Below are 20,775 nucleotides of genomic sequence, written 5' to 3'. Positions count from 1 at the left end.
GGTTTAAACGTTCTTCATTTGACTTCTGCATTGCACAGAGCCAGCAAACAATTTCAATACGATGCTTAATAATAGGAGTGACGTTATTTCGGCAGAGTGTAGCCGAAAGCGCCGCTTCATCAAGTGAGCTAAACCATGTGGTTGTAAAGTAATCTGTTACAAAGCAATCAGTTTTACTAACGATGAAGAAAAGGCGACCAACCAAAGGAATGGTTGAGTGTGGTTGGTGTCACTCAGAATATTGGAGTCTAGATAAGTTTTCGTTAGGACTCAACAAAAATGACGAGCTTCATAGGCTCGTCATTTTTTAGTTTACCGCGGGTTTATTCTTCAATGCTTTCTTGTTCGGTGTCTTCTTCAACCGTGACGTCAGAAGCGCCAGAGACTTGTTCTACGACGGTCTCTACTGCGCCCGATATCAAAATGTCGGGGTTGAGCGGCGGAATCACTTGCAAGTCATCGCTATTCTCATCAATCGCTGGCTGTTGGCTGACATGACCAATGATGGATTGGTAGTAACGTCGAATATTTTCTACGTAATTACGCGCTTCATCGCCTCTGGCGTACCCATAGCGAGTTTGGCTGTAATAGCGCTTCTGACGCAGTAAAGGCAGCCTATCTTTTACATCGGCCCAAGCGTTCGGATCGCCACCTTGTGCTTTGGTGAGTCGTCGTGCGTCCATCATGTGGCCGTAACCAATATTGTATGAAGCTAACGCAAACCATATTTTTTCATGCTCGTTGATGCTATCAGGCACGCGACCTACAATGCGACGTAAGTACTCGACACCACCACGAACAGATTGCTCAGGGTCTAAACGGTTTGTTACCCCGACGCTTTTCGCTGTTGGCAGAGTAAGCATCATCATCCCCCTAACACCCGTTGGCGATTTTGCTGTTGGTTTCCAATGTGACTCTTGATAAGCCAATGCTGCAATTAAGCGCCAGTCGAACTCTTCGCTGTATTTTTGGAATAAAGGTGCCCATTTAGGCAATTTGTCATCCAGAGCTCGAATGAATGCGCGAGTATCAACGTAGTCAAATGCTTCAATATGACCAATGTACTTTTCTTCGAGGGTGGACAGTTCTCCTGATTGTTTGATGTTACCGAAAAACTCTATCAGCATCGCATACAAACTTTCGTCTTCAGAGCGTCGAGTAAACCAAGATACTGGTTGATCTTCTGTAAGTTCAAACGCGAGCGCAAGATCGGGGTAAAGGCGTTGAGCAAGGGAAAGTTCCACCGAATCAGTCACAGTAAAACGTAACTCACCCGTCGATACGTATTTGAGTAAGTCTCTCGTGTCAGCATCACCAACAATTTCAAACTGAAGTTCTGGATACTGCTTCTTTAACGCTGTTAGGGTCGGAACATATTGCGATTGTTCAACGATCTTTAATGTTTGAGCGCCTGCATTTGTATCTTCGTCGGACTCGTCGTCTTTCGAGGCTTGGTATTCAATGAGTTGTTCGATATCACGTGGTCGAAGTTGCCCTTTTTTATATACCACTTGTTGGCTTACATAATAATAGGCAGGGCCTGGTCTAAATCGTTTGACTGCTTGTGACGTTTGATTTAAACCCGTAGCGATGATATCGATATCTCCTTTCTTAAGAGCAGGAAAAAGCTCAGCCTGGCGAAAGGCTGGTTTAATCTCGAGTTTGACGCCGAGCTGCTCCGCAAACTGACGCGCCAATTCGTAATCCAACCCTGCGGGACCATCGGGACCTATGTAGTAGGAAAGCTGATTGTTTAGCGTGCCAACACGAAGCACACCACGTTCTTGAATTTTTTCAAATTCACTTTTGGGCTCCGACTCAATCTGGCAAGCAGAGAGTAAAAGAACAGAAACTAAAATTAGAGCACTGCGCTTGAGCCGGTTGAAGTGACTTATTTGCATTAATAGGTACATCTTGGAAAATTTCTATTTGCCTTTATATCAAAGCGAGCTCATGGGGCAAAGTGAATCACACACTTATAACGTGACATTGTGTGTTTTATCGACATTTTAGTTGTAATTCAAATTTGACAAAAAAAATGACGCAAACGGTTGCTTTTGGTGTTACATCACAAAAACAATTACTATATAATGCGCTCGCAATGACGAGGTGGAATCGGCATAGGTTCGACAGGGCTTATTTTAAGTGTCTGAATTTATTCCAATATCACCTTAATCAATTGCATAAGAGACCTAAGCACATGAGAATTTTGCGTGGCTCCCCAGCTCTTTCTGAGTTTCGTGTTAATAAACTACTGGAACTTTGTCGTGAACAAGATCTGCCTGTAACTGGCATTTATGCCGAGTTTATGCACTTTGCCGATCTAAAGTCAGACCTTGATGACCAAGAGTTAGAAAAACTTGAAAAGTTACTAACTTACGGCCCAACCATCGAAGAGCATGAGCCTGAAGGTCTTCTACTTCTTGTCACGCCTCGTCCTGGCACTATCTCGCCTTGGTCTTCTAAATCTACCGATATCGCTGTTAACTGTGGTCTGGATAAAGTGAAACGTCTAGAGCGTGGTACGGCTTATTATGTCGAATCTTCAGTTGTTCTATCAGAAGCTCAAGCTGACGCTGTTAAAGCGTTAATTCACGACCGTATGATGGAAACAGTATTCACAGAATTTGAAGCCGCATCAGCATTATTTACTGTTGCAGAGCCTAAGCCTGTCGCACATGTTGATATCTTAGCTGGCGGTCGTCTTGCGCTTGAAGAGGCAAACGTTTCCCTTGGCTTGGCACTCGCAGAAGATGAAATTGATTACTTGGTAGAGAACTTTACTAAGCTTGGGCGTAACCCAAACGACATTGAATTGATGATGTTTGCTCAGGCGAACTCAGAGCATTGTCGCCACAAAATTTTTAACGCAGATTGGACTATCGACGGGGTAGATCAACCTAAGTCTTTGTTCAAAATGATCAAAAACACTTTTGAAACGACACCTGACTATGTGCTGTCTGCATACAAAGACAACGCAGCCGTTATGACAGGTTCTAAAGCGGGGCGTTTTTTCCCTGACCCTAAATCTCGTCAATACACGTACCACCATGAAGATACGCACATCTTGATGAAGGTAGAAACGCACAACCACCCAACGGCAATCTCTCCGTGGCCGGGCGCATCGACTGGCTCAGGCGGTGAAATTCGTGACGAAGGCGCGACGGGTATCGGCGGTAAGCCAAAAGCGGGTCTGGTTGGTTTTACAACCTCTAACTTACGTATTCCTGGTTTTGAACAGCCATGGGAAACCGACTTCGGCAAGCCGGGTCGTATTGTGAATGCGTTAGACATCATGCTTGAAGGTCCTCTTGGCGGCGCGGCATTCAACAACGAATTTGGTCGTCCAAATCTATTGGGTTACTTCCGTACTTACGAAGAAAAAGTCACTTCTCATGCGGGTGAAGAAATTCGTGGTTACCACAAACCAATCATGATTGCTGGTGGTATGGGTAACATCCGCGATGAACACGTACAGAAGAAAGAGATCCCTGTAGGTGCGAGCCTAATCGTACTTGGTGGTCCGGCAATGAACATCGGTCTTGGTGGTGGTGCGGCATCTTCCATGGCATCTGGTCAGTCAGCAGAAGATCTGGACTTCGCTTCGGTACAGCGTGAAAACCCAGAGATGGAACGTCGCTGTCAGGAAGTGATCGACCGTTGTTGGCAGTTAGGCGACGATAACCCAATCGCATTTATCCACGATGTGGGTGCAGGCGGTATCTCTAACGCATTGCCTGAACTTGTCGACGACGGTGAGCGTGGCGGTAAGTTCCAATTACGCGATGTACCAAACGATGAGCCGGGCATGAGCCCACTGGAAATCTGGTGTAACGAATCACAGGAACGTTACGTTCTAGCGGTAGCGCCAGAAAACATGGAAGCATTCGACGCCATCTGTAAGCGTGAACGCGCACCGTATGCAGTGGTGGGTGTGGCGACAGAAGAGCGTCATCTAACGCTAGAAGATTCTCACTTCGACAATACGCCAATCGATATGCCAATGGATATCCTGCTTGGTAAGCCACCGAAGATGCACCGTGACGCAACCACACTAAAAGTGGAAAGCCCTGCCATTGTTCGTGATGGTATTGAGCTTAATGAAGCGGTGGATCGCGTACTTCGTCTTCCTGCTGTTGCAGAAAAAACATTCCTAATTACTATCGGTGACCGAACAGTAACGGGTCTGGTTGCTCGTGATCAAATGGTTGGTCCTTGGCAGGTACCAGTAGCAAACTGCGCAGTAACAGCGGCAAGCTACGACACTTACCATGGCGAAGCAATGTCGATGGGTGAGCGCACGCCAGTGGCATTACTAGACTTTGGAGCATCGGCTCGCCTAGCCGTTGGTGAGTCACTAACGAACATTGCGGCAACAGACATCGGTGATATTAAACACATTAAACTGTCTGCGAACTGGATGTCTCCAGCGGGTCACCCAGGTGAAGATGCGGGTCTTTACGAAGCAGTGAAAGCGGTTGGTGAAGAATTGTGTCCTGCGTTAGGTTTGACTATCCCAGTAGGTAAAGACTCCATGTCGATGAAAACCAAGTGGGAAGAAAACGGCGAGAGCAAAGAAGTCACTTCTCCACTGTCGTTAGTTATCACGGCATTTGGTCGTGTGGAAGACGTACGTAAGACCGTGACTCCACAACTACGCACTGACAACGGAAAGACTTCTCTAGTTCTTGTTGACTTGGGTAACGGCAAAAACCGCTTAGGTGCGACAGCATTGGCACAAGTATACAAACAGCTGGGTGACAAACCTGCTGACGTAGATAATGCAGAGCAGCTAAAAGGCTTCTTTGATGCAATGCAAGCGTTAGTACGTGATGACAAGCTAGTGGCTTACCACGATAAAGGCGACGGCGGTCTTTTTGTTACACTGGCTGAGATGACATTCGCGGGCCACTGTGGCGTAAAAGCGAACATCGCAGAGCTGGGTGATGATGCGCTAGCCGTTCTATTTAACGAAGAGCTAGGTGCGGTTGTTCAAGTTAAGAATGATGATCTAGATTCAGTTCTATCTACTCTGGCGGCAAACGGCTTAGAGGCATGCTCACATGTGATTGGTTCTGTTGAAGCTTCAGACGACTTTGTTATCACTTCTGGTGATGCAGTTGTGCTTGAACGTTCACGTACCGAACTACGCGTTATCTGGGCTGAAACAACGCATAAGATGCAAAGCCTACGTGATAACCCAGCGTGTGCAGACCAAGAGCACGAAGCTAAGAAAGACAACTCTGACCCGGGTCTAAACGTTAAGCTCAGCTTCGACGTAAATGAAGACGTTGCAGCACCGTACATTGCGAAAGGTGCTAAACCTAAGATGGCAATTCTACGTGAGCAGGGCGTTAACTCCCACGTCGAAATGGCAGCAGCGTTTGACAGAGCAGGCTTTGAAGCAACCGACATCCATATGAGCGATATCCTAACAGGCCAAGCGGTACTGGATGAATACCATGGCCTAGTAGCTTGTGGTGGCTTCTCTTACGGCGACGTACTAGGTGCGGGTGAAGGTTGGGCTAAGTCTATCCTGTTTAACGCACAAGCTCGTGAACAGTTCCAAGCCTTCTTCAACCGTGAAGAGACGTTCTCTTTAGGTGTATGTAACGGTTGTCAGATGCTATCAAACCTGAAAGAGCTGATCCCAGGTGCAGACTTGTGGCCACGTTTTGTGCGCAACGAATCTGAGCGTTTTGAAGCGCGCTTTAGTCTAGTTGAAGTTCAGAAATCTGATTCTGTATTCTTCGACGGCATGGCTGGTTCGCGTATGCCAATCGCGGTTTCCCACGGAGAAGGACGTGTAGAAGTACGTGATGCAGAGCACCTAGCAGCGATTGAAGCATCAGGTACGGTTGCGGTTCGTTACGTGGATAACCTCGGTAACCCAACACAACAATACCCGAACAACCCGAATGGTTCGCCAAACGCGATTACCGGTTTAACAACAGCAGACGGTCGCGTAACTATCATGATGCCTCACCCAGAGCGCGTATTCCGCACAGTTGCAAATTCTTGGGCTCCGGAAGGTTGGGGTGAAAATGGCGCTTGGATGCGTATGTTCCAAAATGCCCGTAAGAATATCGGTTAATTAACCAAAGGTTAATGTAGCTTAAGTAAAGCGTTGGTTGAGAGACCAGCGCTTTCTTTTTTCTTATCACTCTTTTTTTCTTCGTCGCTCTTTCTAGTGACTTGGCGAAACGTTGCTTTGTTCTGCCTCTTCTTTGTCATCTATTATCTAGCGTAAAAAACTTGCAGCGTTTAGATTACTTTTATGCTCTAATACCGCGCTTACCAAGGGATGGTGTTAAACAGCTCAGCTTAGATGGAGTTATCAAGTTGACCGAATCCCTGATTGATCCCTAAATCCCTTAGGAAATGAAAGAAATGTCTAAGAATCCAAAATTTGCTATCCGCGTCACTGAAAAACGTAACGGCTGGAGCGCAGAAATCACTCGCCAAGTGACATCTCGTAAGACTGTAGTATCAAAGCGTGAAACAGGCTTTGACAGCGAAGAGAAAGCACAAGCTTGGGCTGAACAAGAACTGGCTGGATTTATCCAAAACCAAGTGGTTCGTAACGAGCGTAAAGCAGCGCAACGTCAAGAGCGTGAAGCAGAACAACTAGCGGCAAAAGTTCGTAAAGAAGAAGCCCGCAAAGCACGTGAAACCGAAGTAGACACTGACGAAGAATAAGTTTAAATCGGTGAGATGGTGACGTTACCCATCAAACAAATAGTGAAAATGCCCTGAGTTTTGTCTCAGGGCATTTTTTATTTATATCGGCTAAAAACAATCCGATGATACGGACAGGCTAAACGTGCCGTCTTCAGGGGCTGCAAATTGTTTATTGCCAGGAAGAAGGTGAGGGTTATTAGCATAAGTGCGATGTGTCGATTTGACCTTTGCAGAATGTCTTTCCGGTAAATCAAAGTGTTGTAAGCCGTCAGATAGATCGTTTGCTTCACCGTAGTCGAAATGTGTTGCGACGTCTTTGGGCTGCTTGGCGTAACGACAGTGATCCGGCTTACCATCTTCGTGCCAAGTTAAAGAGTTAGTTTTTGCATCTAGATTCAGGTTATTTGCTGTTGGCTGTGCGTAAAAATCTTCTGAAACTTGGTGCTTGCTTTGTTCTTTTAAGTAGTCTGCAATGTTCTCAGAAGCTTGCGCTAGGCTACCTACAGGGAAGAAGCAAATCAGAAGAAGCCGTGTTTTTAGATTGTTCATAATGTGTATGCAAGCAAAAGGAAATGATAATACTGATAAATAAAACGGCGTGCAATTATGGCCATTGGATACGATATAACAGGGCAGTTAATGTCTGCCCTGCATCTTTTAGGTATGGTTAGTATTGATAAGTGAGGTGCAGTTTGACTTCGCGACCAGGCGAAGGCACGCCATTAGATAGGTATGCTTCGTAGTAACGATCGGTTAAGTTTTTCACAACCGCGCCAACGCTCAAGCCTTCGACTTGTTGTATTTCCCAAACCACGTAAGCGTTTTGTAGCGTGTATTGCTCACTTGGCGATTTCACTTTTAAATTATTACCGCTTGCCTTGGTTTTGGTTTGCGCATCATACCAACGGACTTCCCAGCCCGTACGTAAACCAGGAATCCATTCGTAACCTAAACCCAGATTAATGTTTAATGGCGGTACATCAGGATGATCATCATCTGAACCTGTAGAGTCAGATAGGCTACCTTTGTTTTTGCCGCGAATGTAACTTGCTGAGAAATTACTGTAGAAATCTTCAATCCGGTATTGTGAAATTAGCTCAAAGCCATAATTTTTAAAGCCATCTAGGTTTGTATTCCAGCTTTGTAACTCAGTAGTATTTTTGTCGAGGTTTTCGCCCGTTCGTATATCAACTGTGTCGTTAACATCGTTATAGAACATAGTTAACTCTGTTGCGAGGTTATCGCGAGAGTTCACCAGCCCTTCCGTTAAGTTGATAACGCTTGCTTGATAAGCATGGATACGAGACACGTCCAGATTCAAAGCAGTAGCCGTAGCGGTAGCTCGCGCATATTGCACTGAGTAGATGTTATCAACGGTTGGTGCTTTTAAAGCGTAGGCGTAGGAGGCGTTTAAACGCGTATTATTGCTCGCATCAAAGTCGATATCCAAACGTGGGCTAAAGCCTTTATGCGTCGTTTCACCGTAGTTATGTCCGGCAGCTGGATCATTATAATCCGGCGCAGCGTTCCCTTTTCCTTCACTCTTGATGTATTCGTAACGCAGAGAAGGTGTGATTGTTAGGCGGTTTGTTGCTTGATAGTGATCAGCAATGTAAGCGGCATAAATTGACTGCGTGCCAGATGGTTCGTAGTAAGGGGTGTACCAACCGTAATTTTTTGCTTCATTACTGTCGTATGATGCGTTGAATACTAACGAGTCTCTATCGGTTTTTTGATATTGAAGCCCAGTGATTAGAGTGTGGTCTCCGAATTGTGCTTGGTTAAACACATCAACGTAGTCACGCTCGTAACTCAGCCATGACTCATGACCGTAACTGCCAACAGAAACGAACATTTTCTCGAATGCTACGTCAGGGCGAACCCAATGACGATCGTTTTCGGAACGTGCCATTTTGATATTGAAATCAATATACGGGTTAGTCGGCATGTAGTGGTAAGAGATGGTTGTGGTGTTGTCCGTGTATTTGTTATCGACGGTGTAAGCGTATTGGGCTTTTTCTAATGAGCCGTATTTCTTGATATTGTATTCGGTGATGTTAGGCATTTTTCCGCGGCGGTTAGCCCAAGGTTTACGACCTTCATCTTTGTAGCGAGTGTGGCTAATTTCAAACTCGTGATCGTTGTTTTCATAACCGACCTTTACGAGCATGTTTTCTTGCTCATAACCTGAGTAATCCAGCGTTTCACCACCTCCGACTTTAATGTCATCAGAATCTTTTACCGAGCCATTCGCTAGAAAATAAAAACCAGTATCGTTTTTACCATAGAGTGTTAGCGTGTAGGCGTTCTCATCGCCGTTGGTGTTGTATGCACTTGAGATGCGAGCACCAAAGTTTCTTTCGCCGTACAGGAGATCATCGACACTTTTGGTTTTAATGCGAATGGAGCCACCAAACTTCCCGTTGAGTGCTCGATAGTCGTGCGCGCCCTTGATAATTTCTGCTTCGCCAATTAAGAACGGATCAAAAAAGAAGGTACCGTAGCGGTATTGTTGAAAGCCGATTGGAGCGCCATCGACAAAGACGGCGATATCGCTTGGATCATCAAAACCACGAATGTTAATACGTTCGCCACCAGAACGACCGCCACCATCTATTGATGCACCGGGAACGGCATCGATCATTGAGGCAAAATTAGAGTACTGTTGCTCTTCAATCTCTGACCAATTAATGGTGGTTTGCGCAGGCTCAGCAATGGTAATAGGTTTGGCATAACGAACGCCTATGACTTCAAGCTCTTCATTTGGCGCTGTCTCGGCATATGAATAAAGAGGGAAGAGCAAAGCCAGTGAAATGAGATTTACTTTGAATGGATGACTTTTTAATCGTTTCATATTGATGATTTATAGTGTTTTTATGAAGCTGGGATTATAAGAACATTATTACGATTAATAAATGATAATGAGATTAATTATCAAATGTGTTTTTGCGACGGATTGTAAAGTTTTTTATCCATTCGTGGAAACTACGATAAGTATCGTTAGCGTACATAAAACAAAAAGCCCAGCATCATGGACGCTGAGCTTATTGGCTTTAAACAAGATAGTGCGAGCACTGTTGCTCCTTTTGAGCTAATCAGGCGCCTACTTGGTAGGAATTACTGAGTTTCTAACGGTATCTGTCCGGTGGTCAGCGGCTCGGCATCGAATTCAGTGAGGCCTTCAATATAGCTTTCGACTGCTTGCTCTAAAGCATTATCACCTTGGTTAAAATAGGCAAGGTGGAAAATTGCATCGCCTTCGTTCACCAATGGTAATGTTTGTTGACCGATAACTAAACCACGCTTCGGGGCTTTTAGTTCTATCTCATCATGACCAAGAGGAGAGCTAATATAAGCGAGCGTTTCACCCTGTTCTACTTTGTCTCCCAGATTAACGACAGTACGCAAAATGCCGTTACCTGACGCGCGAACCCAGCTGGTGGACTTCGCTATGATAGGCTCAGGCAGCTTTTTCCTGCTCGCTCGCAACATACCAATGGCTTGCATTACGCGCCGAACCCCGAACACACCAGCGCTGATCGAAAGTGGATCAAAGCGCAATGCTTCGCCAGCCTCGTAGGTGAGCACTGGAATATCACATTTTTCTGCTTCACTGCGTAAAGAGCCATCACGCAATGCTGAATCAACAATCACTGGCGTTGCAAATGCTTGAGCAATACGCAGAGTTTCTGGGTTGCTTAAGTTTGCGCGGATCTGTGGCAAGTTCGTGCGATGAATGGCCCCTGTGTGTAGATCCAAAATGTAGTCACAACGCTTGGCAATGTTGTTAAAGAACCCGTGTGCCATACGAGATGCAAGTGCGCCTTTTTCACTGCCAGGAAAGCAACGGTTGAGATCTCGTCGGTCGGGCAAGTAACGAGATTTATGGATGAAACCAAAAACGTTAACGATAGGTACTGCAATGACAGTGCCTTTCAGTTTTTGTGGATCCAGTTGGTTAATGATCTGACGAACGATTTCTACGCCATTAAGCTCATCACCATGGATAGCAGCATTCACCATTAAAACTGGTCCTTCTTGTTTCCCATGGATTATTTCCACAGGAATAGATAAAGGCGAATGTGTATATAGCTTCGCTGCTTCAAATTCGATCTCTAATCGTTGCCCTGGTTGTATTTGATGTCCTAAGAGCTCAAACACTTTGCTTTTTTTACTTCTGGCCATAAACCATCTCTGTCAAATGCGTCATCAGCAATGTAACAATTGCTGCAAAATCGCACTAATCATTCTCATTAAGGACACGACAAATTACTTTAATCGTCATGCGTGAAATTTTGGTATGTGTGAAGTTTTTGTTTTCAATATGATCTTTTCTATCAGTTTAATACATAACAAGCCATAGAGAAGAGAGCGCAATAATAGCCTTAAAAAATGTGACTGTATTAAAAATAATACTGTTCATGGAGGACAAAAAAACGGACTTTTAACCCTACTTTTTATCCGATAATATCCGCGCCGAATTTGAGGTTTCACACTTTCTAACTAGAGGTTTTGATGAAAAAGGCAATTGCTAAAATTGGTGCATTGACTGCGGTAGCAGTTTCACTTTCAGGTTGCGTAGGTAGTAATGCCGTGACAGGTTATGTCATGGGGTTTAACTTGAAAGCTGTTGACAACCGTTACGCTCGAGGTGGCCTAAATATGCTTTTAGCGCCTGTTTATGGTGTCGCGATCGCAGCGGATTATATCGTGTTTAACTCTCTAGAATTTTGGACGGGTAAGAACCCGTTAAATGGTAAGCCACATATCTTCGATACAAAGGTAGATACTTACATTGATGTCAATCACCAGTTAGATAAGTCGTTAACGACGGCACCAATCGCACCATTAGCGGATAACCGTGTCATTGAGCAGGGGCGAATGCAGCAAATCGATGAGAACACTGTTCAAATGGATATTACTTACAGTAACGGTGAAAAGGCGACACTCATGGGTGTACGCGATGGTGAGTTTGTTACTTACTACATTGATGGTGAAGTTGCTGCACAAACCTCAATGGATGAATTAGCCGCTTACGCGCAAAACCGTGTGTAGTTGGGTTCAACTAAACCAAAAAAAGGGTGCCGTATGGCACCCTTTGTCATTTTTCGTGATTGAATTATGCTTTCTCTGGAATCGCTTCTAAAAGCGCGACCATCTGTTCCCAGTACAACTGAACAGTATCAATCTTCACTTTCTCATCTGGAGAGTGAGGGAATTTTATTGTTGGACCGAAAGAAACCATATCCATGTGTGGGTATGGTTCTTTAAATAGGCCACACTCAAGACCAGCATGGATGACCATGATGTTCGGCTTATGACCGTAAATGCCTTCATACATATCACGGAAAATTGCCATGATCTCGGAATCTGCATCTGGCTTCCAGCCAGGGTAAGCGCCTGAGAACTGAATTTGTGCGCCTGCTAGCTCAGTAATCGAGCGCAGCATGCTTTCCACTTGGCTACGGCCAGAGTCAATGAGAGAACGAATCAAGCAAAGCACGGTGACTTTATTTTCTTCTGTGCTGATCACACCAACGTTTAGAGAAGTTTCAACAACGCCTTCCACCTCATCACTCATACGGATTACGCCGTTTGGACAAGCGTTAAGTGCCGCAATGAATCGTTGCTGATCGGCGATTGAAAATACTTGCGCGTCAGTCGTGATCACTTCATTAAAGGTTACGATACCTGTTTCGATTTTACCCAATTCAGTTTTAAGCAGCTCAGTGTAGTGGTTGAACAGCTCAGCAAGCTTGTCTTGGTTTTCGACAGGAAGCGCGACAGTAACAAACGCTTCGCGAGGGATTGCATTACGTAAGCTACCGCCACGGAATTCGACTAAACGTAAATCAAGCTCTTGAGCATGACCGGCAAGGAAACGACCAAGTAATTTGTTGGCATTACCGCGACCTGTGTGAATGTCACAACCTGAGTGACCACCTTTTAGGCCTTTCAGCGTCAGTTGGCGTGTTACAAAACCTGCAGGCGTTGATTCTCGAGAAATATCGAAAGTCATGGTGCCATCAACGCCACCTGCACAACCCATGTAGACTTCGCCTTCTTGCTCAGAGTCTGTATTTAGAAGAATCTCACCCTCTAACCAACCAGCTTCAAGGCCAAATGCGCCAGTCATGCCTGCTTCTTCATCAATCGTCAGCAGAACTTCGAGTGGACCGTGCTTAATATCTTTAGATGCCAATACAGCAAGGCAAGAAGCCATACCAATACCGTTATCTGCACCAAGCGTCGTGCCTTTCGCAGTTACCCATTCGCCATCGATGTAAGGTTGGATTGGATCTTTGGTGAAGTCGTGTTCAGTGTCTTCGTTTTTCTGCGGCACCATGTCGATGTGTGCTTGAAGTACAACAGCCTTCTTATTTTCCATTCCTGGTGTCGCGGGCTTTTTGATGAACACGTTACCGGTTGGATCACGGCGAACGTCAAAGCCTTGCTCTGTTGCCCAGTTGATAATGTACTGTGCTAATGCTTCTTCATGTTTCGATGGATGAGGGATAGAACAAATCTTATCGAAAAACTGCCAAAGTGGAGCAGGTGATAAGGTACTGATCTCAGAATGGAACTCAGACACGGAGGACTCCTTTTGATGTGCTTTGCCAAATATATACCGTAAAAATGTTGTCAAGGTAGCATTAAATGCTAGACGATTTGGCCTTCAAATTGCCGTTAGCATACCACCAGATAAGGAGTACGAGTAGTCGCGATCACAAGGATTTCTCTCAGAACTGTCACAGTTTGTGAATACAATAACAAGCTCTATGTGTTCTCTATCATACATTCTGAAAGTGGCTTTATTTTTTAATTCATAAAATTGTAATTTAATTACATATAAACTTTGATAAAGGTCAATTTATGTATTTTTTGTGATTCCAATCACTAAAATGCTTGTAATTAAATTTCTTGGTGGTATATTTGTAACCAGCTTCTGAGAGAAGAATGAAATGCTCAAAGGATGAGTCCGTTTTATCGCCTCCAAGGAACCGAGAAATCAACGAATGTTTAATTGATTTAAAAGGTGATAGTTATGAAAGGTTTACCAAGTACAATGTTCTGGAATAGCAAGTCTGTTTACACCGGTAACTTTGTATACCCAACAAGCTTTGGCTACTAAGTGAAGTCAACGCATGTGACTCGAACAGTTTGTTCACCCCTATAAATTGGAATTTTTTTTCAGTGATAGTGCTGACATGATTCACCGCCACCCAAATTGGGTGGCGTTTTTTTATCTCTATTTTCTCTTCCTGACTCACTTATTGCCATCAAAGCCTTCTTCTATTCCCCATTCTTCGGTTTTATCGACTTTTCCATCAAATCTGTTAGATACCATGTTTAAAATGGGCCTTTTTCATCTGAAAGTTTAGTACATTGCTCAGTTTTCATTCTCTTTTAGGGAACTGTCTTATCTGGGTTACCTATTGTTTTATAAGAATATATTTCTTTACTTGCTTAGATGGGTTAGAGAATATGTTTCATATCCAAAGAAAAAAAACGCATTAGAGTGAAGATTCTATCTAGAATTTGCTATTTGATAACTTTATAATTCCCGCCAATCGATTACGCAACCGTTTACTTTTTTACCTTTACAGGATTCGATCATGCTCGAGAGGCTTTTTAAACTCAGTGAAAATGGCACAAATGTGCGTACTGAGATCATTGCAGGTGTTACGACCTTCCTAACTATGGCTTACATTATTTTTGTAAACCCAGCGATCCTGTCGGATACCGGTATGGACCGTGGTGCCATTTTTGTCGCGACTTGTCTTGCTGCCGCAATCGGCTGTTTTATTATGGGATTTGTTGCGAATTACCCAATCGCACAGGCACCAGGAATGGGCCTGAACGCATTTTTCACTTACTCTGTTGTATTGGGAATGGGTTATACGTGGCAAGTTGCGTTAGCGGCTGTATTTGTTTCTGGCCTTCTGTTCATTCTTTTAAGCGTATTTAAGATCCGTGAGTGGATTATTAACTCGATCCCGCATTCTCTACGAACAGGTATTTCAGCTGGTATTGGTCTTTTCTTAGCGTTTATCGCATTAAAAAATGCAGGTATCGTCGTTGATAACCCAGCGACATTAGTTTCTATGGGAGAGATCACATCATTGCCATCTGTATTGGCCGCGATTGGCTTCTTTCTTACGATTGCACTGGTTCACCGTGGTGTGAAAGGTGCGGTGATGATCGCCATTCTTGGCGTTACAGCGCTTGGTCTTCTATTTGGTGATGTGCAGTGGGGCGGTATTATGTCAACGCCACCAAGCATTGCGCCAACTTTCATGCAACTGGATTTCTCTGGTTTGTTTGAAGTAGGCATGATTTCCGTCGTATTTGCTTTCCTATTTGTCGATTTATTTGACACCGCAGGTACGCTCGTTGGCGTTTCTCAAAAAGCAGGTCTAACTGATGAGAATGGCAACATCCCTCGTTTAAACAAAGCGTTACTTGCAGACTCAACAGCAACGTCAGTAGGTGCATTACTTGGTACCTCTAACACGACATCTTATATTGAAAGCGTTTCTGGTGTGGCTGCGGGTGGGCGTACTGGTCTAACAGCCGTGGTTGTTGGTGTACTCTTCCTACTTGCTCTATTGTTCTCACCACTTGCGGGTATGATCCCTGCTTATGCAACGTCAGGTGCGCTATTCTATGTGGCGATCTTGATGCTGTCTGGGCTAGTAAGCATTGATTGGCGTGACTTAACTGAAGCGTCGCCAGTTGTTGTGACTTGTTTGGTGATGCCGCTAACATTCTCGATTGCAGAAGGTATCACGTTAGGCTTTATCGCATACGCGGCGATCAAATTATTTAGCGGCAAGGGCCGTGAAGTGTCGATGAGTGTATGGGTGATGTCAGCCATCTTCATCGTTAAATACCTCGTCGGTTAATTTCTCGAGCAAAAAGCCAGTGTGGATTTATTCACGCTGGCTTTTTCTTTTTTACGTTGTTCACAGAAGACGGTTTTTCTGCGGAATAGGCAGAGAATTATGATATCACCGTTGGTATTAGCGGTGTGTTTCGGTAGAATAATCGTTTGCGCAGCTTGAAATCCTCGTCTCCAAACATTTTGGAGAAGTTAGTGAGCATTCCGCTTTTGAGTGACTTCGCTAGATTTTGAGGATGCATATTTTCAAATTATTAGGTTATTACAATGAGTAAAAAATTCATTATCACTTGGGATGCAATGCAGACTTACTGCCGTGAACTGGCTGAGAAACAAATGCCAGCTGAGCAATGGAAAGGAATTTGGGCGGTAAGCCGCGGCGGTTTGGTTCCTGGCGCTATTTTGGCTCGTGAACTGGGTATTCGTTACGTTGATACAATCTGTATTTCAAGCTACGACCATGATCATCAGCGCGATATGACGGTACTAAAAGCACCTGAAGGTGATGGCGAAGGTTACCTAATCGTTGAAGACCTAGTAGACAGTGGTGATACAGCGCGCAAACTACGTGAGATGTATCCAAAAGCGAAAATGATCGCTGTGTGTGCGAAACCATCAGGCAAAGAGCTGCTGGATGATTACGTTGTAGATATTGCTCAAGACACTTGGATCGAGCAGCCTTGGGATATGTCAATCCAGTATGCTGAGCCAGTAAACCGCAAGCAAAAATAAGCGCGGTTAAAGAATATTGAGAAATGCCCCTTTATAGGGGCATTTTTTTTATTATGATATTAAATCATGCTAATAGCCTAGGGTTCTTCCTATGTCTGAAGACGTCAGTAAAAATCTTTCCGAAACTTTGTTCGTGAAACATAAGCAAGCAAAAGAAACCTCCGCGCTTACCCAGTACATGCCGACCAGTAAAAAAATACTTGATGAACGAGAAGCGCAGGGTGATCGTGCTTGGTATCGTCATTTGCGTCGCTTGCAATGGGCTTGGCAAGGATTGTCTCCGATCGAAATGGAAGGCGTACTGTCCAAAATTGCTTCATCTTCTCACTCGCGAACCAATGATGATTGGTTAGACACTGTAATGGGTTATCACAGTGGTAACTGGACATTTGAGTGGATCAAGCTTGGTATGGATCATCAGAAGCGAGCAAATGAAATGCAAGGAGAAGAGGCAGCGGATGAACTCTTCACTGCTTCTTTGTGTTTTAGTATTGCAGGCTACCCACATTTAAAAAATGACAACTTGGCATCGCAAGCTCAAGTTCTGGCAAACAAAGCGTATTCTGACGGCGCAGAAAAAACTAAGTACACGATCAAGCAAATTGAAGTGCCTTACCAAAATCGCAAAATCATCGCGAACCTCCATTTACCAAGAACGGATAAACAGTTGCCTGTGGTCATGGTGAGCGCTGGTTTGGATACTCTACAAACCGACATGTGGCGTTTGTTCCGTAATCGTCTTGCACCGCGAGATATTGCGATGTTAACCGTGGATATGCCTTCGGTAGGGCATAGCTCTCATTGGCCCTTGACCGAGAATTCAAGTTGCCTACATCAAGCGGTATTGAATGAGCTTTACTCGCTACCTTGGGTTGATCATCACAAAGTGGGGTTAGTTGGGTTTCGTTTTGGTGGTAATGCCATGATCAGACTCTCTTTTGTCGAGCAGGAAAAGATCAAAGCTTGTGTCGCTCTAGGCGCACCCGTACATGATATTTTTACTTCCCCTAAGAAGTTACAAAAAATGCCGAAGATGTATTTAGATCTTTTGGCTTCCCGTTTGGGGAAAAATGCGGTTGATATTAATAGCATGGCAGGTCAGATGATGGCGTGGTCATTGAAGGTTCAGGGCTTCCTGAGCAGTCGAAAAACCAAAGTGCCTATTTTGGCTTTGAGTCTTGAAGGCGATCCAGTGTCGCCACACAGTGATAATCAACTTGTTGCTCTATTTAGCCAGTATGGTAGAGCGAAAAAAATCAGTTCCAAAACAATTACAAAAGGATATGAGCAATCCCTCGATTTAGCCATAAAGTGGCTAGAAGATGAATTATTAGGGTGACAATTCTCCTAAATTAGTTAAGAGTGATATATCTGAGCAAAAAATAAGCTCATGATAATTAAAAATAATAATCATTCTTGGGTGTTTACTTTTAACTATGAAAACGGAGATTCATATGTCAGAGACGACTCAGGGCCCGACTCACTTTCGCTTGATGTCAAAGTTGAAGGCGATAGGGCCTTACCTGCGCGAACCACAATCGCAAGAAGGGCGCTATTATTTTGATTGTTTATCTGTATGTGTAGACGACAAAAAATCGCCTGAGAAGCGTGAATTTTGGGGCTGGTGGATGGATTTGGAATCCATCGAGGGAGGCTTTACTGCTAAATATCATATTGGCAAGTACAACAAAGAAGGGCAATGGGTATCTGAAGCCCTTCCCAAAAAAGTGGTAGAGGAAGTGTATCTCACGCAGAGCACATTCCATCAAAAGCTGGTTGATACTTTAGAAGAACACTTCAAATTAGAAGTCGAATATCACACGGAGTCTTTCGATTTCGCTTAATTTGGTTGTTTTCATTTAATACCAAACAAAAAGGTGCGAAAACGCACCTTTTCTCTTGTTAATTCCCTATTTGATTGTTAAAACATCCTCTCTTTATTTGTTTTTCACTTCAGAAGACATCATGACAACGAATCAACAAAATGCAGTTGTTTCACAACCACAAACTGTCGTTGTGAAACTGGGTACAAGTGTGCTGACAGGCGGCACTCTGGCACTCGACCGTGCACACATGGTTGAGTTAGCACGCCAGTGTGCTGAGCTTAAAAAACAAGGCCATTCAATCGTAATGGTTTCGTCTGGTGCGATTGCAGCAGGCCGTGAGCATCTTGGTTACCCCGCATTGCCCAACGAGATGGCGAGTAAGCAGTTACTTGCCGCGGTGGGGCAGAGCCGCTTGATTCAAACATGGGAGTCTTTGTTTGGTATTTATGGTATCAAGATCGGCCAAATGTTACTAACCCGTGCCGATTTAGAAGATCGTGAGCGATTCCTTAACGCGCGTGACACTATTAATGCGCTCGTTGCGAACGATATTGTTCCTATCGTAAACGAAAATGATGCCGTTGCGACTAGCGAGATTAAAGTTGGCGATAACGACAACCTTTCCGCTTTGGTAGGCATTTTATGTGGTGCAGATAAGCTCTTGCTTTTAACGGACCAAAAAGGTCTGTTTACTGCTGACCCTCGTAGAGATCCGAACGCAGAGCTTATCAAGGAAGTAAAAACCATCGACGATACGCTGCGTAAAATCGCAGGTGGAAGCGGTACAACATTGGGTACTGGTGGTATGGCAACGAAGCTGCAAGCCGCAGACATCGCTCGCCGCGCAGGTATCGAGGTTATTATTGCTGCTGGTAGTGCGTCGAATGTTATCTTTGACTCTTTAAGTGCTGAACCTCAGGGCACGCGCTTCCTACCTTGCGCTGAAGCCTTAGAGAACCGTAAACGCTGGATTCTAGCGGGACCTGCGGCATCGGGCGACATCGTTATTGATGATGGTGCAGTCAATGCTGTGGTCGGCAAGGGCAGTAGCCTACTTGCTAAAGGGGTCATCAAAGTTAGTGGTGACTTCGCACGAGGCGAAGTGGCGCGTGTAACAAACGCTCACGGTAAGTTGGTGGCTCGTGGCATCAGCGCCTACTCAAGTGATGACCTAACTAAAATTACGGGTAAACACAGTAAAGATATCATCTCTATTTTGGGGCATGATTATGGCTCTGAGGTGATTCACCGCGATGATTTGGTCGTCATTCAGGAATAGAATTAGAGGGAAGCAAAGTGGATTTAACGAATATGGGTAAAGCTGCTAAAGATGCAGCTTTCGAATTAGCGACAGCGTCAACTGCGCAAAAGAACCAAGCATTAGCCATCATTGCTGATGAGCTAGAAGCAAACTCTGCTGCTATTTTGGCGGCAAACGCTAAAGACATCGAACTTGGCCGTGAAGCGGGTTTAACCGATGCGCTGCTCGATCGCCTTTTGCTTAATGAAGAACGATTGACTGCAATTGCGAATGATGTTCGCAACGTCATTAGCTTGAACGATCCTGTAGGCAGCGAAATAGACAGTAAGGTACTGGAAAATGGGATGTCACTGTCTCGTCGTCGTGTGCCGCTTGGTGTCGTGGGCGTAATTTATGAAGCGCGTCCAAACGTAACCATTGATATTGCAGCGTTGTGCTTGAAAACCGGCAACGCAAGTATTTTACGTGGTGGCAAAGAGACATTTTTCTCGAATATGGAATTAGTGAAGGTTATTCAGTCTGCGCTCGCAAAGGCGAACCTTCCAGCCGCTTCTGTGCAGTACATTGAAAAACCAGATCGTGAGCTTGTTTCTCAATTGCTTAAGTTGGACGATTACGTCGACATGATCATTCCACGCGGTGGTGCTGGCCTACACAAAATGTGTAAAGAAAACAGCACGATTCCGGTGATTATTGGTGGCTTTGGTATCAGCCATATCTTTGTCGACGAATCCGCTGATCTAAAGAAATCCCTGAATGTGGTTGAGAACTCTAAAGTTCAACGTCCATCTGCGTGTAACTCATTAGATACGCTGCTCGTGCATGAAAAAATTGCAGCGCAATTCCTACCAATGATCGTAGAGCGCATGAACGATAAAGTGACCTTCGTGACAGAGCCTAAGGCAAAAGCACTGATGGCTCAAGCAACACAAATTCGCGATGCTGTTGAAGGTGACTTTGATACGGAATGGTTGAGCTACACTCTTGGTGTAAAAGTTGTGTCTGATGTGAAAGATGCCATTGATCATATGCGTGTCCATAACGCGAGCCACTCAGATGCGATCATGACCAATAGCTTGGAAAACTCAGAGCTGTTCATCAATTCTGTCGGTTCGGCGGCGGTTTATGTGAATGCTTCAACGCGCTTTACAGACGGTGCGCAATTTGGCCTTGGCGCAGAAGTCGCAGTATCTACGCAAAAGCTACATGCACGCGGTCCGATGGGCTTAGAAGAGCTAACTAGCTACAAGTGGGTTGGTAAAGCGAACTACTTAGCACGCAGTTAACACATTCGACGAGATCTTGAGTGAAAAAGGGGCCTTTGCGCCCCTTTTTGTTTTGTCTAACATACCAATTCCGCTACACTACATGAG

General features: G+C 44.6%; 14 protein-coding genes. 9 read left to right on the top strand and 5 right to left on the bottom strand.

The genetic code is table 11. The features are described 5' to 3' along the window. Window positions 1-323 precede the first annotated feature (323 nt). On the bottom strand, window positions 324-1,901 hold the full coding sequence (gene mltF / locus R7R24_RS16290) for a membrane-bound lytic murein transglycosylase MltF (RefSeq protein ID WP_031777268.1): 1,578 nt from the start codon (window positions 1,899-1,901) through the stop codon (window positions 324-326). A gap of 299 nt (window positions 1,902-2,200) precedes the next feature. On the opposite strand from mltF, the gene purL reads away from it, so the two are divergent. Next, window positions 2,201-6,094 (top strand): phosphoribosylformylglycinamidine synthase, encoded by a 3,894-nt coding sequence (purL, locus tag R7R24_RS16285; protein ID WP_054579042.1) that lies wholly within the window; start codon window positions 2,201-2,203, stop codon window positions 6,092-6,094. Between the two features lie 296 nt (window positions 6,095-6,390). After that, window positions 6,391-6,699, top strand: coding sequence for a DUF3622 domain-containing protein (locus R7R24_RS16280; RefSeq protein ID WP_025998700.1), 309 nt, complete (start codon window positions 6,391-6,393; stop codon window positions 6,697-6,699). 90 nt (window positions 6,700-6,789) lie between these two features. Here R7R24_RS16280 and R7R24_RS16275 read toward each other — a convergent pair whose 3' ends face one another. The 3 genes from R7R24_RS16275 to R7R24_RS16265 form a co-directional block, all read right to left on the bottom strand. After that, window positions 6,790-7,230, bottom strand: a complete 441-nt coding sequence (locus tag R7R24_RS16275) for a hypothetical protein (RefSeq protein ID WP_054579043.1) — start codon at window positions 7,228-7,230, stop codon at window positions 6,790-6,792. Window positions 7,231-7,348: 118 nt separating this feature from the next. Beyond that, window positions 7,349-9,535 carry a TonB-dependent receptor domain-containing protein gene (locus R7R24_RS16270; protein ID WP_054579044.1) on the bottom strand — a complete coding sequence of 729 codons (2,187 nt, stop codon included), beginning with the start codon at window positions 9,533-9,535 and terminating at the stop codon, window positions 7,349-7,351. A gap of 263 nt (window positions 9,536-9,798) precedes the next feature. Beyond that, entirely contained in the window at window positions 9,799-10,866 is a 1,068-nt protein-coding gene (locus R7R24_RS16265; protein ID WP_054576939.1) for a succinylglutamate desuccinylase/aspartoacylase family protein, read from the bottom strand. Between the two features lie 330 nt (window positions 10,867-11,196). Between R7R24_RS16265 and R7R24_RS16260 the strand changes: the two genes are divergently transcribed. Continuing rightward, a complete protein-coding gene (locus R7R24_RS16260) occupies window positions 11,197-11,736 on the top strand; it encodes a DUF3332 domain-containing protein (RefSeq protein WP_005381596.1) in 540 nt (179 codons plus the stop codon). Between the two features lie 64 nt (window positions 11,737-11,800). Here the strand turns inward: R7R24_RS16260 and R7R24_RS16255 are convergent, their stop codons facing one another. Beyond that, window positions 11,801-13,273 (bottom strand): aminoacyl-histidine dipeptidase, encoded by a 1,473-nt coding sequence (locus R7R24_RS16255; protein WP_053350265.1) that lies wholly within the window; start codon window positions 13,271-13,273, stop codon window positions 11,801-11,803. A 1,024-nt stretch (window positions 13,274-14,297) separates the two neighbouring features. Here R7R24_RS16255 and R7R24_RS16250 point away from each other — a divergent pair. The 6 genes from R7R24_RS16250 (at window position 14,298) to R7R24_RS16225 (ending at window position 20,688) form a co-directional block, all read left to right on the top strand. Further along, on the top strand, window positions 14,298-15,587 hold the full coding sequence (locus R7R24_RS16250; protein WP_005381592.1) for an NCS2 family permease: 1,290 nt from the start codon (window positions 14,298-14,300) through the stop codon (window positions 15,585-15,587). A gap of 263 nt (window positions 15,588-15,850) precedes the next feature. Continuing rightward, window positions 15,851-16,315: an oxytetracycline resistance phosphoribosyltransferase domain-containing protein Tet(34) gene (tet(34), locus tag R7R24_RS16245; RefSeq protein ID WP_005381590.1), complete on the top strand. Its 465-nt coding sequence runs from the start codon at window positions 15,851-15,853 to the stop codon at window positions 16,313-16,315. A gap of 91 nt (window positions 16,316-16,406) precedes the next feature. Then, complete coding sequence (gene frsA / locus R7R24_RS16240) at window positions 16,407-17,654, top strand: esterase FrsA (RefSeq protein WP_054579045.1); 1,248 nt, start codon at window positions 16,407-16,409, stop codon at window positions 17,652-17,654. A gap of 115 nt (window positions 17,655-17,769) precedes the next feature. Beyond that, window positions 17,770-18,159, top strand: a complete 390-nt coding sequence (crl, locus tag R7R24_RS16235; RefSeq protein WP_005381584.1) for a sigma factor-binding protein Crl — start codon at window positions 17,770-17,772, stop codon at window positions 18,157-18,159. Between the two features lie 121 nt (window positions 18,160-18,280). Continuing rightward, on the top strand, window positions 18,281-19,420 hold the full coding sequence (proB, locus tag R7R24_RS16230) for a glutamate 5-kinase (protein WP_054579046.1): 1,140 nt from the start codon (window positions 18,281-18,283) through the stop codon (window positions 19,418-19,420). Between the two features lie 17 nt (window positions 19,421-19,437). Further along, a complete protein-coding gene (locus R7R24_RS16225; protein ID WP_054579047.1) occupies window positions 19,438-20,688 on the top strand; it encodes a glutamate-5-semialdehyde dehydrogenase in 1,251 nt (416 codons plus the stop codon). Window positions 20,689-20,775: the final 87 nt, after the last annotated feature.

This window comes from Vibrio sp. 704 (assembly GCF_033339295.1).
This window is presented reverse-complemented; position numbering and strand designations above follow the sequence as displayed.